This is a genomic window from Falsiphaeobacter marinintestinus (genome assembly GCF_007923355.1).
Classification (GTDB): Bacteria; Pseudomonadota; Alphaproteobacteria; order Rhodobacterales; family Rhodobacteraceae; genus Phaeobacter_A; species Phaeobacter_A marinintestinus.
In genome coordinates, this window is the sequence record NZ_VOGO01000005.1 from 139917 (window position 1) to 152504 (window position 12588).

17 protein-coding genes are annotated in these 12588 nt (G+C 58.1%); 6 read left to right on the top strand and 11 right to left on the bottom strand.

Going from position 1 to position 12588, the window contains the following annotated elements:
• Positions 1-218 precede the first annotated feature (218 nt).
• From FOY56_RS12480 to FOY56_RS12500, 4 genes are all read left to right on the top strand, one after another.
• Positions 219-857, top strand: a complete 639-nt coding sequence (locus FOY56_RS12480; RefSeq protein ID WP_146346179.1) for a HupE/UreJ family protein — start codon at positions 219-221, stop codon at positions 855-857.
• Positions 854-1249 (top strand): GFA family protein, encoded by a 396-nt coding sequence (locus FOY56_RS12485; RefSeq protein ID WP_186766324.1) that lies wholly within the window; start codon positions 854-856, stop codon positions 1247-1249. The genes FOY56_RS12480 and FOY56_RS12485 overlap by 4 nt, the downstream gene beginning before the upstream one ends.
• 517 nt (positions 1250-1766) lie before the next feature.
• The gene (locus tag FOY56_RS12495) at positions 1767-2981 is read left to right on the top strand and encodes a TsoY family (seleno)protein (RefSeq protein WP_146346182.1); all 1215 of its coding nucleotides are present in this window, start codon (positions 1767-1769) and stop codon (positions 2979-2981) included.
• A 117-nt stretch (positions 2982-3098) separates the two neighbouring features.
• The gene (locus FOY56_RS12500; RefSeq protein WP_146346183.1) at positions 3099-3869 is read left to right on the top strand and encodes a FadR/GntR family transcriptional regulator; all 771 of its coding nucleotides are present in this window, start codon (positions 3099-3101) and stop codon (positions 3867-3869) included.
• Positions 3870-3984: 115 nt separating this feature from the next.
• Here the strand turns inward: FOY56_RS12500 and FOY56_RS12505 are convergent, their stop codons facing one another.
• From FOY56_RS12505 to FOY56_RS12525, 5 genes are all read right to left on the bottom strand, one after another.
• The gene (locus tag FOY56_RS12505; protein WP_146346184.1) at positions 3985-4545 is read right to left on the bottom strand and encodes a F0F1 ATP synthase subunit B; all 561 of its coding nucleotides are present in this window, start codon (positions 4543-4545) and stop codon (positions 3985-3987) included.
• Between the two features lie 5 nt (positions 4546-4550).
• On the bottom strand, positions 4551-5108 hold the full coding sequence (locus FOY56_RS12510) for a F0F1 ATP synthase subunit B' (protein WP_146346185.1): 558 nt from the start codon (positions 5106-5108) through the stop codon (positions 4551-4553).
• A gap of 85 nt (positions 5109-5193) precedes the next feature.
• Entirely contained in the window at positions 5194-5418 is a 225-nt protein-coding gene (locus tag FOY56_RS12515; protein ID WP_011048925.1) for a F0F1 ATP synthase subunit C, read from the bottom strand.
• Between the two features lie 66 nt (positions 5419-5484).
• A complete protein-coding gene (locus FOY56_RS12520) occupies positions 5485-6192 on the bottom strand; it encodes a F0F1 ATP synthase subunit A (RefSeq protein ID WP_146346389.1) in 708 nt (235 codons plus the stop codon).
• Between the two features lie 54 nt (positions 6193-6246).
• Entirely contained in the window at positions 6247-6606 is a 360-nt protein-coding gene (locus FOY56_RS12525) for an AtpZ/AtpI family protein (protein WP_146346186.1), read from the bottom strand.
• Positions 6607-6837: 231 nt separating this feature from the next.
• On the opposite strand from FOY56_RS12525, the gene FOY56_RS12530 reads away from it, so the two are divergent.
• Positions 6838-7182 (top strand): ArsR/SmtB family transcription factor, encoded by a 345-nt coding sequence (locus tag FOY56_RS12530; RefSeq protein WP_146346187.1) that lies wholly within the window; start codon positions 6838-6840, stop codon positions 7180-7182.
• Here the strand turns inward: FOY56_RS12530 and FOY56_RS12535 are convergent.
• The 3 genes from FOY56_RS12535 to FOY56_RS12545 are packed head-to-tail and all read right to left on the bottom strand — an operon-like array spanning position 7139 to position 9779.
• Positions 7139-7984, bottom strand: a complete 846-nt coding sequence (locus FOY56_RS12535; RefSeq protein WP_222434985.1) for a transglutaminase-like domain-containing protein — start codon at positions 7982-7984, stop codon at positions 7139-7141. The two genes, FOY56_RS12530 and FOY56_RS12535, sit on opposite strands and share 44 nt — an antisense overlap.
• A 38-nt stretch (positions 7985-8022) precedes the next feature.
• Positions 8023-8904, bottom strand: a complete 882-nt coding sequence (locus tag FOY56_RS12540; RefSeq protein WP_146346188.1) for a DMT family transporter — start codon at positions 8902-8904, stop codon at positions 8023-8025.
• Positions 8901-9779, bottom strand: coding sequence for a LysR family transcriptional regulator (locus tag FOY56_RS12545; protein ID WP_146346189.1), 879 nt, complete (start codon positions 9777-9779; stop codon positions 8901-8903). The genes FOY56_RS12540 and FOY56_RS12545 overlap by 4 nt, the downstream gene beginning before the upstream one ends.
• Before the next feature lie 127 nt (positions 9780-9906).
• Between FOY56_RS12545 and FOY56_RS12550 the strand changes: the two genes are divergently transcribed.
• Positions 9907-10488, top strand: a complete 582-nt coding sequence (locus tag FOY56_RS12550; protein ID WP_146346190.1) for an FMN-dependent NADH-azoreductase — start codon at positions 9907-9909, stop codon at positions 10486-10488.
• A 43-nt stretch (positions 10489-10531) separates the two neighbouring features.
• On the opposite strand, the gene FOY56_RS12555 is transcribed toward FOY56_RS12550, so the two are convergent.
• From FOY56_RS12555 to FOY56_RS12565, 3 genes are all read right to left on the bottom strand, one after another.
• The gene (locus tag FOY56_RS12555; protein WP_146346391.1) at positions 10532-11062 is read right to left on the bottom strand and encodes a prolyl-tRNA synthetase associated domain-containing protein; all 531 of its coding nucleotides are present in this window, start codon (positions 11060-11062) and stop codon (positions 10532-10534) included.
• A gap of 62 nt (positions 11063-11124) precedes the next feature.
• Entirely contained in the window at positions 11125-11847 is a 723-nt protein-coding gene (locus tag FOY56_RS12560; protein ID WP_146346191.1) for a hypothetical protein, read from the bottom strand.
• A 133-nt stretch (positions 11848-11980) separates the two neighbouring features.
• On the bottom strand, positions 11981-12523 hold the full coding sequence (locus FOY56_RS12565) for a hypothetical protein (protein WP_146346192.1): 543 nt from the start codon (positions 12521-12523) through the stop codon (positions 11981-11983).
• Between the last annotated feature and the right edge of the window lie 65 nt (positions 12524-12588).

Below are 12588 nucleotides of genomic sequence, written 5' to 3' on the forward strand. Positions count from 1 at the left end.
AGTCCGAAGTTGATTCTTGTCAGGTTGAAAATGTGCGGCCTAGGTTGGGCCTGAGTCAACGCCTTTGACGCTGCATGTAGGAAACGATGGCCAGATATCCACAATATATTGGGAAAACGGCAAGGAATTGCCGTCATCTGCATGGAACACGATCCATTGACAGAGGCGACCGCCCTCGCCCACGGTTGGCGCAACACGGATTGCCTTAAAGGATCGCTATGACTCGCATTGTTGCTTTGCTTTTGATTTGTCTGGCTGCGCCAGCCTGGGCCCACCACCCGCTGGCCGGACAACCGATGGAAATCTTTGCCCATGGTGTTTTGTCCGGCATCGGGCACCCGGTTCTGGGGTTTGATCACCTGTTCTTTATTCTGGCCGTTGGCGTTTTGGCGCGGGTTGCCGGGATGCCGCTGCGCGGGCCGCTGGCCTATGTTGCGACGATGCTGCTGGGCTGTGCCCTGATCTATTCCGGCTGGAAAATCCCTCTGACGGAACTCATGATCGCGTTGTCGCTGCTGTTGGTCGGGTTTGTCCTGGCTTGTGGCAAACCGATCGCGCCCTGGACCACGCTGACCTTGTTTGCCGGGTATGGCCTGTTCCACGGTGCCGCCTTTGGTGCCAGTATCGCAGGCCAAGAGGGCGGCATATCAACGTCGGTTCTGGCGGGGTATCTGATCGGGCTTGGCGCGATCCAATATGTCATGGCCCTTGGGGCTGGCATTGTTGCAGATCGTATCCTGAACCACCGCGCTGACGATCTTCCGGTTCGTCTGGCTGGCGCGATGGTTGCCGGAGTCGGGCTATTTCTGTGCCTTGAGGCTGTCGAGGGACCAATACTGGATTGGCTGGCATCGTGACCCCACTTAGCGGGCACTGCCTGTGCGGCGCGATTTGTTTTGAACTGCAGGGGCCCTCAAACTGGGTTGGTCATTGCCACTGCGAAAGCTGTCGGCGCGCCACCGCGTCTCCGATTACCACGTTTATTGGACATCCGGATGGGCAATGGCGGTGGAGTGGGGAAGGCACCCCGGTGACCTATCAATCGGCCCCCGGAGTGACGCGCAGCTTTTGCGGCACATGCGGGTCGCCGATAACTTATGCAACCGCAAGCATTCCGGGGGAAACCCATTTCTATGCGGCGCTGCTGGAGGATCCGAATGCTGTCACGCCCACGGTTCACTGGCATTATGATGAGCATCTGGATTGGCCGCATATCGTGGATGAGTTGACCAAGCGCCCCCAAGGGTAAGCCGCGCTGGCGTCCTGTTTCTAGTTTCGTGGCCCCGGCCCGTTGTTGCCGCGATGCCCGAAAGCACCGTGCTTTCGGTCAAGGGTGTTGACCAGCCCCAACGTGGGTGGTTTCGCAATCAAGTATTCCGGTTGTCACGGCTTGGTCGCCCAGAACACCATACACATGGCATCCGCTGACCTGCGCCATGGCAACGGCCGCCTCAGTCCGAATCGGACCCAATCGGGGTGCGTATCTGTGGTTCACACGGATGGCTTCGGCCAAGTTTCCCCGATAACGCACGTCAAATTCGCTTTCGCCCACGGAAATCCGCGTCGCATCCAACCCTTGGAAGTATCGCCCCGGAGTGTTGCAGGCGGCAAGAAAAGGCAATGATATCAGCAAGAGGCGAAGCATCAGGCCACAGTGACGCCAATTGGTTAACGCAAGCTTTCAGGCAGACTTGATCCAGATCAAATTAATATTCCTGTATTGGAATGTATATATATTCCAATATCAGAATATTTTGGAGCCTGTCATGTCCCTGACGATCAAAAGACCCGCTGACAGCTATTCGCCGCTTTACTTCCTTGCCTCACTGGGCGCTGGCGGCTTGGCTGTAACCTTTTTCATGTACCTGATGTTCTGGGTCCCGCACAAAGGCCGCCCTGTTCCGATCTTTGAAGACATCATGACGGTGTTTGAAACCGGATCGATGCCTCTGAAATCAGCGGCGTTGCTTGCCATGATCGGGATCGCGGTGTTTGCGTTCCTGAACATCAAATACCTGATCTGGAATTTCTCTGCCCTCGCCGCGTTTAAAAAAACCGATGCATATACGAAACTGCGTGCGTCGAACGCCGAAACGACGCTGTTGGCAGCGCCTTTGGCCACGGCCATGACAGTGAACGCCCTGTTCATTGTGGGGCTGGTCTTTGTCCCCGGCCTTTGGAGCGTTGTTGAATATCTGTTCCCCTTGGCGCTGGTCGCATTCCTGGCCATCGGAGTCTGGGCGTTTTCAACCATCGCCGACTTTCTGGGCCGCGTGCTGACAAAGGGCGGTGTATTCGATGTCACAGCCAACAATTCGTTCGCCCAGCTTTTGCCAGCATTTGCCGTCGCCATGGTCGGCGTTGGTCTGGCCGCTCCTGCCGCGATGAGCACCAACACGGTGACCGTTGGCGTGTCGCTGGTCCTGTCCACGTTCTTCGGCTTCACGGCGATCGTCTACACGGTGGTCGCAGCGATCACGGCCTTCAACTCGATGTTGCACCACGGAACCGCCAAGGAAGCCGGTCCGACCCTTATGGTCATCGTTCCGATCCTGACCGTTCTGGGCATTCTGTTCCTGCGTCAGAACCACGGGCTGCATGTCGGGTTTGACGCCCATGTCACCGCTGGCGAAACGATGGTGTTTCTGGCCCGCTTGCTGACAGTCCAGGTGATCTTTCTGCTGCTTGGAATGTTGGTGTTGCGCCGTCAGGGGTATTTCACCGACTTTGTGTTCGGGTCAAAAACCTCGCCCGGTTCCTATGCATTGGTCTGCCCGGGTGTCGCGCTGTCGGTCATGATCCAGTTCTTCGTCAACAAGGGTCTTGTCGGTGCCGGCGTGATCGACAAATTCGGAACGTCCTACTGGATCCTGACCATCATTGCACTGGCCTTTCAGGGTGCCATGATCGCGCTGGTCCTGCGGCTGAACCGTCAGCACTTTTCGGCAATGCCCGAGGCTGCAATGGTCCCCGGCGAGTAATCGACGCCCCTTTATCCACGAAGCAGCCCCCGGTCGGGGGCTGTTTTGCGTTCCGGGAATGCTTGTGGCCCGGTCGATCTGGTCATATGTTTTGACCAGATCATTTTATGAGGCGCTATGCCGTTCCAGAAAGTCCAACCCGAGAAACTCTCCACGTCGGTGGTTCGCCAGATCGAGAAACTGATCTTGCGCGGTATTCTGAGACCCGGAGAACGCCTGCCATCAGAGCGGGAATTGTCGGAACGACTGGGCGTGTCGCGCCCTTCTCTGCGCGACGCAGTGTCAGAGCTTCAGGACCAGGGTCTGCTGACCACCCGCGCCGGGGCCGGTATCTATGTGGCCGATGTTCTGGGCTCGGCCTTTTCACCCGCGTTGATCCGCCTGTTCGGAAGCCACGACGAAGCCGTCTTTGACTACCTTTCGTTCCGGCGGGATATGGAAGGACTGGCCGCCGAACGGGCTGCGCGGTTTGGATCGGATAGCGATCTGAAGGTTATTCAGGCGATTTTTGACAAGATGGAAACCGCCCAGTCGCGCCGCAACCCCGAAGAAGAAGCCAAACTGGACGCGCTGTTTCATTCTGCCATCATCGATGCCAGCCACAACGTTGTTATGCTGCACATGATGCGGTCAATGTTCGATCTGCTTCGCGAAGGCGTGTTCTATAACCGGCAAGTCATGTTCAAGCAGCGTACCTCGCGGGCGGCTCTGCTTGATCAGCACCGAAGCATCAACGACGCGATTCAAAGCCGCGATCCGGTTGCCGCCCGTGCTGCGGTTGAGGCGCATCTGGACTATGTTCAGCAATCTCTGCGAGACCAGCAAAAAGCCGATCAGCACGAAGAGATCGCCCGCCAGCGGCTGGATCACGAATTGGGGCGTGGCTAAGCCAATGTCCTCATGAAATTGAGCGACTGGCGGCCAAAACCTATGTTTTCAAAGCAAAAAACCCGGCCATGATAGCCGGGTTTTCATCCCCTTGCGGGAAAAGCTTGGTGTGCACTTAGTGCAGCTTGTTTTCGACCTGCACAATGGCGTCGTCGATCAGGCTTGCACCTTTGGCAGCCGTCATCTGCTTGGCGATGACGTCTTTGGCTGCAGCCACGGCGATCAGAATGGCCTGGTCGCGGACTTCTTTCACAGCAGCAGACTGGGCCGAGGCAATCTGGTCTTCGGCAGCCGCCAGACGGCGTGCGATCGAAGCTTTCAGATCTTCCTTGGCTTGCTCAGCGGCATTGGAAGCGTCTTCGCGAGCGTGGGCGACGATGCGCTCGGCCTGCTCTTGCACTTCTTTCTGCTTACGCTCGTAAGAGGCCAGAAGGGTCTGGGCCTCTTCACGCAGCGCGCGGGCTTCGTCCAGTTCGGTCTTGATGCCTGCGGCACGATCGTCCAGTGCGCCGCCGATCATCTTCGGAACACCGAAGTAGAACAGCACACCTACGAAAACGAGAAACGCGATCAGAACAACAAAGTCCGTGTTGCCGAGCGAGAAGAACGGCCCGCTTGCGGCAAGCGCTGGGCTGGCAACGCCCAGCGACAGGATAAGGGCGAACAAATTACGCATGGATCTTATCCTTTCACTCGGTTTGCGACGGCGTCTGATACGGCTGCCGCGTCTGCGGTGCCGCCCATGGCGGTCACGATTTCAACGGCCGTATCATCCGCAACGGCCTTGATGCTTTCAAGCGCGTTGGCACGGATCTCGGCGATGGCCTTTTCCGATTCTGCAGCTTTGGCGGCGATCTCGGCGTCGGCTTTGACAATGGCGTCGTCCAGGCCGGCCTGGATTTCTGCGCGGGCTTCGGCAGCAATGCGCTGCGCTTCGACGCGGGCGTCTGCCAGAGCCTGATTATAGGCAGCTTCGGCATCAACGGCCTTGGCTTTCAGGTCTTCGGCTGCGGCCAGATCGTTGGTGATGGTACCTGTACGTTCAGCCAGGATGCCACCGATCCGGGGCAAGGCCACGCGCGACAGAATAAGATAGATCACGACAAGCGTGACCAGAAGCCAGAAAATCTGGTTCGGGTACGTCGCAAAATCAAGTTGCGGCATGCCCGGAGCGCTGTCAGCAGCGGCGTGGGCCGCATCAGCAGCAGTGTGACCTGCGTCGTGGGTCTCAGTTGCCATGTCGGCCTCCTTGGAAACTTAGCCTTATCGGGCAGCGGGGAACCTCCCCTGCTGCCCGACCGTAAGGATATGTTGTCCTAGGCTCTTAGACGGCGAACATCAGCAGGAGAGCGACCAGGAATGCAAAGATGCCCAGTGCTTCTGCGAATGCGATGCCGATGAAGAGAGTGGCTGTCTGCGACGCAGCAGCCGAAGGGTTGCGCAGAGCGCCGGCAAGGAAGTTGCCAGCTACGTTACCAACACCGATTGCGGCTGCGCCGGAACCGATTGCTGCCAGGCCTGCGCCGATGTGTGCGAGATCGCCTTCCATGATAAATTCTCCTTACGATTGGAAGTTGTCGTTTGATATGGGGTGCGTGATGTCACGCACCGGTCATTAGTGAGACGGATGCAGTGCGTCCTTGAGGTACACACAGGTCAGGATCGTGAACACGTAAGCCTGGATAAAGGCCACGAGCACTTCGAGCCCGTACATTGCAGTGATGGCCAGAACCGACACCGGTGAGATCACTGTGATGGCCGCAAAGCCTGCGAACACCTTGATCACCGCGTGGCCCGCCATGACGTTGCCGGCCAGACGAATGGAGTGGCTGACAGGGCGCACGAAGTACGAAATCAGTTCGATGATGGCCAGAACCGGACGCAGCGCCAGAGGCGCGCTCGACACCCAGAACAAGCCGAGGAACTTGGTGCCATTCAGCACGAAACCCAGAATGGTCACGGTCAGGAACACGGCCAGTGCAAGCACGGTGGTCACTGCGAAATGCGACGTTGTGGTAAAGGACAGCGGCAGCAGGCCCAGGAAGTTGGCGCAGACGATGAACATGAACAGGGTCATGACGTAGGGAAAGTATTTCACCCCGTCTTTGCCGCAGATGTCTTCGACCATCTTGTAGATAAAGCCATAGGCCAGTTCAGCGATCGACTGCATACGGGTCGGCACGATGGCGCGCTTGGATGATCCCAGAACCAGCAGACCGATGATCGCCAGAACGGCCAGTGCCATCCAAAGCGATGCGTTGGTCGGCGTGTACCACGCTATCGTATCACCGCCGAAAAGCGGCTTGATGATGAACTGGTCCATCGGGTGGAAAACCAGACCGCCCTCTTCTGCACCATGCGCTTCGCTTGCCACGTGTCAGTCCCTCTTCGTCTCTGTCCCGGCCTGTTCGGCCTGATCCATCGCCGCTTGCGCGGCCTCAATTTTCTCCTGGGCCTCTTGTGCGGATCGCATCATCGTCTTGATGCCCGCCGCAAGTCCCAGCAATGTAAACAGCACCAGCATTATCGGGAGCGTCCCGAGCAGGCGGTCCAGCCCGTAGCCAATGCCAAAGCCGATCCCGAGACCGGCCACCAGTTCGATCACCATCCGCCAGGCCAGTTCGCCCTGGGAAAAGTCACCGTCCGCGCGCGGCTTGGGCTCATTCTGAGTGCCCTTTGCGGCCTTGATCCGTGCCTCAAGCTGCGTCAGGCGCTGCTTTTGGTCGTCTTCGGTCAAGGGCGCATACCTCACGCGTTTGTTGAGCTTGGTGCTAAGGCCCGCGGGGCTTAGAGTCAATTGACTGATTGGCGCAGGTTATACGCACCTAAAGCTTTGATATTATGAGTATTTTTAAAGAGAAGAATGGGGAAGGATGTTCTGTCGCAGGTGGCGTTAGCGCCAAACCGGCCAAATGAGCATATTCAACCAAATGGTTGACGATGCGAGAGCAACACGGCAAGGGCAGGCATGGCCAATCCTCTTGATACCGTTTTTGCCGCTTTGGCCGACCCGACCCGGCGCGCGATCCTTGCGATGTTGCTGGAAGACGATATGGCTGTCACCGACGTGGCCGAGCCGTTCGAAATGTCGCTGGCCGCGATCTCGAAGCACCTGACGATCCTGACCCGCGCCGGGCTGATTGCGCAGGAAAAGCGCGGGCGGGTGAAATGGTGCAAATTGCAACCCGACGCGATGAAAGATGCCAGTGTCTGGATGCAGGGGTTCGGACAGTTCGAGCCGGTCAATCTGGACGCCTTCGAACGGTTCCTTAAATCCGAGCTTGGTTCAGAACCTCATAGCCCTGAAAGCTGATTTCCGGATTTGCCTCATGGAACGTACCGGAGGCATCCAGCCACATCGGTTCTCCAATCAGTTTGAGGTCCGAAACCCCTTCGGTCGGGAAATTCAGCCCCATGGAATGGGCCAGTGGAACGCGCGCACCCGGTTTTGGGTTCAGGCCGGGCTGGATGTCGCGCGTATTCATCTTCAGGTGATGGGCAATGTCCCATTCCCGGACCTCACCCCCAAGCCGGGTCACGACCCAACAGTGCATATCGTTGCAGTGGGTCCGCTTTTCGGCGGGCAAAAAGCACCCGGTTACATATCCGGCGTCGATCCCGGCGGTCCGGCATGCGGCAATGAAATAGGCATTGATATCGACACAAGACCCTTCCGTGATCGAGCAGAGTTGCGGGATATTGTCATGATTGTCGTAGAACCGCGTATCTGGATGGCCATAGGTGAATTGCGCCGCGACATGATCGGCCAGCGCCTTGACCGGATCGCCGGGGGCCTGCGCAACCACGTGGCGGGCTTGGGTGACCAGTGCGTCAGCGGCGCGGGCAAAACGGGTGTCGCGTTTGGCAAACATGATCTCAGGATAGGCCAGACCGCCCAGCGCATAAGACCAGCGCAACCTCAGGTTTGCCGCGTCGGGCGCCAGCACCACAGCATTTTGGCCCGAAGTCGGGTCGGATACAATGTGCCCACGCCCTCCGGTCCACCTGAACCCTATGGCTGACACATGCGGCGTCGACATGCCGATTGGGCACAACAACGTCGCGCCGGGCATCGCTGCCGCAGTCATGGTCAGGGTGATCGATTGGTCCGGCATGTTGGCCTTCTTATCAAGGAGGTCGTGCGGCGACCCTATCATCCCTCTTGTTTCAGCAACATGACCAGCGCCAGCACGATCATCGCGATTCCGACCAGAACCAGCCCTTGGGGCGCACCATTGCCGCGCGCGACTTCCCACAAAATCACCCAGCTGGGCGTGAGGTAGGTATAGGCCATGACCTTGGCCGAGGGCAGCCGCAGCGATGCGAACTGCAACAGGACAAAAGTTGCGGCACTGGCAAAGATCGCCAGATAGAACAGGCAGATCCAGACGATAGGCGGCAGGTTGGCCCAGTCGGTCGCGCGGATGTCGGACCAGCCGAACACCAATAGGATCGCGCCGCCGGCCAGCAGCATGCCAAAGGTGAACACAACCGGCGGTTCACCCCGGTTCAGTTTGGGTACCATCGGCGTATACAGCGCATGCAGGATACAGCCGAAGAAATAGATGATCTCGCCCTCACCGACCCGGAACGCAAAGGCCGCATCCCAGTTGGCGTCAAAAATGACCCACAACGCCCCGGCGCCGCCAATCGCCAGCGCGGCCGCCATGCGTGGGGTCGTAACCTGTCGCAACAGCAACCAGCCGAAGACGCCGGACATGACAGGCGTCAGGGTAAAGACCGCAGCGGCGCTGACCGGGGCGGCGGTTTTGAGGCCGTAGAACATCAACACGAAGTACCCGGCGAACAGACCGCCCAGGATCAGATAGCGCCAGGGCGCCTGAAAGGCGCGGCGATTGACCTTGCCCATGGCAAAGGCCGCTGTTCCGATGATCACCGCCGCAATCCAGAACCGCGCGGCATTCAGCGCCGCTGGCGCGATCTCGTTCGCGGCTGTCGCCCCCAATGAGAACGATCCGGCGACAAGGGCCGAAAACGTCAGCATGGCGAGGTGGCCCTGAAGATGGGGGCTCATTTAACCCAGCCCTTTGCACGCTCTTTCAGGAAACTCAGAAAGGCTTGTACCTTATAGGTCCGGTGCAGATCGACATGGGTCACCAGCCACAACCGGCCCGACCAATCGGGAAGGGCTGGCATCACTTCGATCAGATCGGGGTGGCGTTGTGCGGCCCAGACCGACAGAAACCCGATGCCCGCGCCCGACAATACAGCCTCTTCCAAAGCGAACCCGTTTGTGCAGCGAAAGGTGATCGCATCGCCCGGGACGCGCTCGCGGAACCATTTGTTGAACGGCGCACGGCTGTTTTCATTGTCGTTGCCAACAAAACGGTGCGATGGGAATTCTTCCAGCGACGCGGGAAGTCCGTATTTGTCGACATAGGCTTTGCTTGCGTAAAGACCGATGTCCTGAGACACGAAGGACTGCACGACATTGTCTGGTTGATCCGGGACGTTGCCCGCCCGTATCGCAACATGCGCTTCGCCGTATTCCAGCCGGAACAGACGTTCGCCCGTCAGATAGCGGACGATCAGGCCCGGATGTGCGGACTGAAAGTCGCTCATCACAGGAACCAGAAGCGGCGCGAGGGATTCCAGCGACGTTACGACCAGTTCTCCGGTCACGTCATCGCCCTGCCCCTTTAATCGTCCGGCCAACTGGCTGAACTGATCCTCGGTCGCTTGAGCCACTCGCAACAGGTCTGTACCGGCCTCGGTCGCGGTATACCCGCGCGCATGTCTTTGAAACAGCTTCACGCCCAGCCGGTTTTCCAGCGCATCGATATGGCGGATAACCGTCGCGTGATGCACGCCCAGAACCTCGGCGGCACCGCTGACCGTGCCCATACGCGCCACCTGATAGGCGGTGCGTACCTCGTCCCAATTGTCCATGATATCGCCTCGACCAATGTGCAAAAACTAACATTTGATGTGATTTTTCATATATTGCGTTCGAAAATGCAATAGTCATTTATTGAGGCAACCGCACATAACCGGATTTCAAAAGGGAACGCCTCATATGACACGCACTGTTCTGCACATCGATGCCTCGGCCCGCCGTGAAGGGTCAACCACCCGCGCCATGACTGATCGTATTCTGGCCCGGCTTCAGCCATACAGCAGCGTTCGGCGTGATCTGTCGACTGCCCTGCCCCTGATCACCGAGGACTGGGTGAACGCCAATTTCACTCCGGCAGACCAGCGAAGCGACGCCCAGCGCGAAACGCTGGCCCTGTCTGACGAATTGGTCGAGGAACTGCGCGCCGCCGATGCCATCGTGATCGGCCTGCCCGTGTACAACTTTTCGGTCCCGGCAGCCTTCAAGGCCTGGATCGATCTGGTTGCCCGCGCCGGGGAAACGTTTCGATATACAGCCGAGGGTCCGCAGGGTTTGTTGACGGACAAGCGCGCCATCGTGGCAATTGCCTCGGGCGGGACTGCGGTCGGGTCCGAGATCGACTTTGCCTCGGGCTATGTCCAGCACATCCTTGGTTTCATGGGGATCAAAGACGTTGAGCTTGTCGCCGCAGACCGTCTGGCGATTGACCCCGAAGGCTCGCAAAAGGCGGCTGACGCAGCCATCGACCGGATCGCAGCCTGATCAGAAGAATTGGGAAGACCGGTGACCCACCGGTCTTTCCCCCTTAGGGGAGCCAGTTCACCTCACACCCCGTCAGGTCAAAAAACCGAAGCACGTCCTGTCGCGCCATCGCAACGGTCCGGTCATTGACCAGCGGATGCATGTAAATCACATCCGCCGCCTGCGCCGCCGCATCCATATAGAAGGTGACGTTCTTTTCCGATCCGGTGATCATGGCCAAAGGGCTGACAGCCCCCGGACGAATTCCCAGATTTTGCATCAACCGGTCGGCAGATCCGAAAGACAGGCTTCCGACACCCAGTTCGGCACCCAGCGCCTTAAGGTCGATGTCGCGGTTCTGTTCCAGCGTGACTAGATAATTCCGCTTTTTCTTGTCGCGCAGATACAGGTTCTTGATCCGCAGCGCGTTTTCGCCGGGAACCATGAACTGGCTTTCGACGGCTTTGGAGTCCTCTACAGTCCGCAACGGCACATGTTCGTGCAGGCGGTACGCCAGCCCCCAATCGTCAAGCTGGGCCAGCAAAGCGTCCGAACTGACGGGAAGGCTGCTCTGGTGAGCGGATGAGGCGTCAATGTTTGTCATGATCTTGCCTTGGTGGTCTGGGAAGCCGGTCTGTGTCGCCTGTAAAGTATCGATTACGCGCTGACGCAAGCGGCAAACGTTTCCGCCCATGCCTTGTCAATCTCGGCGATGACATCGGGCGAGAATTGCTTGTCCTCTTCCCAGTATCGGCCGGACCCGACGAAATACCCTGCAGCCTGCTCCAACGCCAACGCCCGGCGCGCTATGTCCAGATCGATTTGTCGACGCTTGGGGATAAATCGATCCAGGTCTGCGATATGGGTTCTTTGGTAGGGCAATGCTGACGGGTTCTGGCTGAGATTGCTGACCAGACAGTCCTGTTGGGCTGCAAAATACTCGAACCGGTTTGCCTTGGCTGTGAGATCGGCCAGCGTGATGTCGTCGCGCAAGGGATCCGCCGTGCCCGTACCGTAGAAATGTGTATGGCCGGACGGGGGATAAACCATGTCGCACCCGAAGAAACACAAGTGATCAGGGCGCAATGCACCCAACGCCCAATAGGCTGCGGTGAAGGCCATCGTCGCGCCCGCATAGACAACCCCGCCATAGCGGTTCTGCGACGGAATATAGTCGGTGTGTGTCACGATCTGCTGCCCTGGGGCGATATCGCTTGGGTGACGGTCTTGTGGGAAATCCTCGGGGTGAATGAAATAAGTCCAGTCGCTGCGCACCCGCCAGGCGTTGTTGATAACAACAATTGCGTCAAACTGCTCACGCGGCCAGTCACGCGCCTCGACGGCATTCGGCGCACTGCCGAGGATCAGGACTCTGGTCATGGGGCGCCTTTATGCTTTTGCCATTATTCGAGGTAAGTGGGGCCGCGCCCGAATTTGACCAGCCCGTCCACCAATTTTCTGCGGAACAGATTCCACCGCGAACAACGACCGAGCCTAAACTTGGGGAAAGGGGTCACCCAATGAATGCGCAATAGGTTTGGACATAACGGTGATAGCCAGAGGTGAACAAACGCGCCTTTTGTTCGACATCGGGCCCCGTGTGAGAAATGTATCCCGACGGCTGTTTTTCGAAGTAGTGTGTGGTTCCGTCACCGCGCGGAGATGGTTCAATCTCTCCCTCTTGCGGGCGATGAAAGGGTTTTTCGTGGGTAAATTCGAAGCCGTCCTTGGCATTGAAAACAATGAACACATCCCCGGGCGACCCTTCGCTGAAAAAGTAATGGCGTAGCGCGCCATCCGTGGGGAACTCCGACAGATCGACCAACAGCATGGGAAATTCGAACGACGTCCATAAAACCCAGCCTTCATCCTCAAGATACTTCCAGCGATAGGTCGTCAACTGGCAATCGTTCACCTCGACTGCGTGACGTTCGTCTTTGTATTCGTTCTGATCCGCCAGTTCGATCTGCGCGATCAGCGACTCGCGGGTTTCTTCGGCCAGCAGCGATCCGGCCTGCCAAAAACCGATCATCAAGGCCGTCAGTAGTATCTTCATGCCGGGGTCACCTTAGTGTCGCGCGCGTTTCTCCCATCGTGAGAAATCAAGAATTGGAGCACAAC

Bases quoted from the DNA above. Each gene is read 5' to 3' on its own strand.
- FOY56_RS12540 (WP_146346188.1), bottom strand. From the start codon at position 8,904: ATGAGCCCCCATCTTCAGGGCCACCTCGCCATGCTGACGTTTTCGGCC.
- FOY56_RS12535 (WP_222434985.1), bottom strand. From the start codon at position 7,984: ATGCCGGACCAATCGATCACCCTGACCATGACTGCGGCAGCGATGCCC.
- FOY56_RS12500 (WP_146346183.1), top strand. From the start codon at position 3,099: ATGCCGTTCCAGAAAGTCCAACCCGAGAAACTCTCCACGTCGGTGGTT.
- FOY56_RS12520 (WP_146346389.1), bottom strand. From the start codon at position 6,192: ATGGACCAGTTCATCATCAAGCCGCTTTTCGGCGGTGATACGATAGCG.
- FOY56_RS12510 (WP_146346185.1), bottom strand. From the start codon at position 5,108: ATGGCAACTGAGACCCACGACGCAGGTCACACTGCTGCTGATGCGGCC.
- FOY56_RS12515 (WP_011048925.1), bottom strand. From the start codon at position 5,418: ATGGAAGGCGATCTCGCACACATCGGCGCAGGCCTGGCAGCAATCGGT.
- FOY56_RS12530 (WP_146346187.1), top strand. From the start codon at position 6,838: ATGGCCAATCCTCTTGATACCGTTTTTGCCGCTTTGGCCGACCCGACC.
- FOY56_RS12505 (WP_146346184.1), bottom strand. From the start codon at position 4,545: ATGCGTAATTTGTTCGCCCTTATCCTGTCGCTGGGCGTTGCCAGCCCA.
- FOY56_RS12545 (WP_146346189.1), bottom strand. From the start codon at position 9,779: ATGGACAATTGGGACGAGGTACGCACCGCCTATCAGGTGGCGCGTATG.
- FOY56_RS12550 (WP_146346190.1), top strand. From the start codon at position 9,907: ATGACACGCACTGTTCTGCACATCGATGCCTCGGCCCGCCGTGAAGGG.
- FOY56_RS12495 (WP_146346182.1), top strand. From the start codon at position 1,767: ATGTCCCTGACGATCAAAAGACCCGCTGACAGCTATTCGCCGCTTTAC.
- FOY56_RS12480 (WP_146346179.1), top strand. From the start codon at position 219: ATGACTCGCATTGTTGCTTTGCTTTTGATTTGTCTGGCTGCGCCAGCC.
- FOY56_RS12565 (WP_146346192.1), bottom strand. From the start codon at position 12,523: ATGAAGATACTACTGACGGCCTTGATGATCGGTTTTTGGCAGGCCGGA.
- FOY56_RS12560 (WP_146346191.1), bottom strand. From the start codon at position 11,847: ATGACCAGAGTCCTGATCCTCGGCAGTGCGCCGAATGCCGTCGAGGCG.